Consider the following 646-nt stretch of genomic DNA (forward strand, 5'->3'; position numbering starts at 1 on the left):
GCAGGCATGTTAACCGCTACACCACGGGACCATTTGGTTGCGGGGACAGGACTTGAACCTGTGACCTTCGGGTTATGAGCCCGACGAGCTACCACTGCTCCACCCCGCGACAATACTATTTTTTTGAACCTGTTTTAGCTACCCAGTAAATAAATGGAGGAGGTAGAGGGATTCGAACCCCCGCGCGGTGTTACCCGCCTGTCGGTTTTCAAGACCGATCCCTTCAGCCAGACTTGGGTATACCTCCATAGTGACTATTGATTTAACTGGTGGACCTTACAGGACTCGAACCTGTGACCGGACGGTTATGAGCCGTCTGCTCTAACCAACTGAGCTAAAGGTCCTTAAGATAGCGGCGGAGGGAGTCGAACCCACGACCTTTCGGGTATGAACCGAATGCTCTAGCCAGCTGAGCTACACCGCCAGGATCTTTATTGGTTACATATTTATGGTGGAGCCTAGCGGGATCGAACCGCTGACCTCCTGCGTGCAAGGCAGGCGCTCTCCCAGCTGAGCTAAGGCCCCTAAATAATGGTCGGAATGACAGGATTCGAACCTACGACCCCTTGGTCCCAAACCAAGTGCTCTACCAAGCTGAGCTACATTCCGAAATATGGCGCGCCCGGCAGGAGTCGAACCCACAACC

General features: G+C 53.7%; 6 tRNA genes. All 6 read right to left on the reverse strand.

The window, feature by feature from the left end:
• Positions 1 to 34: 34 nt before the first annotated feature.
• The 6 genes from SNE38_RS19195 to SNE38_RS19220 all read right to left on the reverse strand — a co-directional run bounded on the left by SNE38_RS19195 (position 35) and on the right by SNE38_RS19220 (position 609).
• Positions 35 to 109, reverse strand: a tRNA-Met gene (locus tag SNE38_RS19195).
• Positions 110 to 154: 45 nt separating this feature from the next.
• Positions 155 to 247, reverse strand: a tRNA-Ser gene (locus SNE38_RS19200).
• A 20-nt stretch (positions 248 to 267) separates the two neighbouring features.
• Positions 268 to 344: transfer RNA gene (locus SNE38_RS19205), tRNA-Ile, on the reverse strand.
• A 6-nt stretch (positions 345 to 350) separates the two neighbouring features.
• A tRNA-Met gene (locus SNE38_RS19210) sits at positions 351 to 424 on the reverse strand.
• A gap of 25 nt (positions 425 to 449) precedes the next feature.
• A tRNA-Ala gene (locus tag SNE38_RS19215) sits at positions 450 to 525 on the reverse strand.
• A 7-nt stretch (positions 526 to 532) separates the two neighbouring features.
• Positions 533 to 609: transfer RNA gene (locus SNE38_RS19220), tRNA-Pro, on the reverse strand.
• Positions 610 to 646 lie beyond the last annotated feature (37 nt).

The organism is Solibacillus ferritrahens (assembly GCF_037027585.1).
In the GTDB taxonomy this organism is placed as follows: Bacteria; Bacillota; Bacilli; order Bacillales_A; family Planococcaceae; genus Solibacillus; species Solibacillus ferritrahens.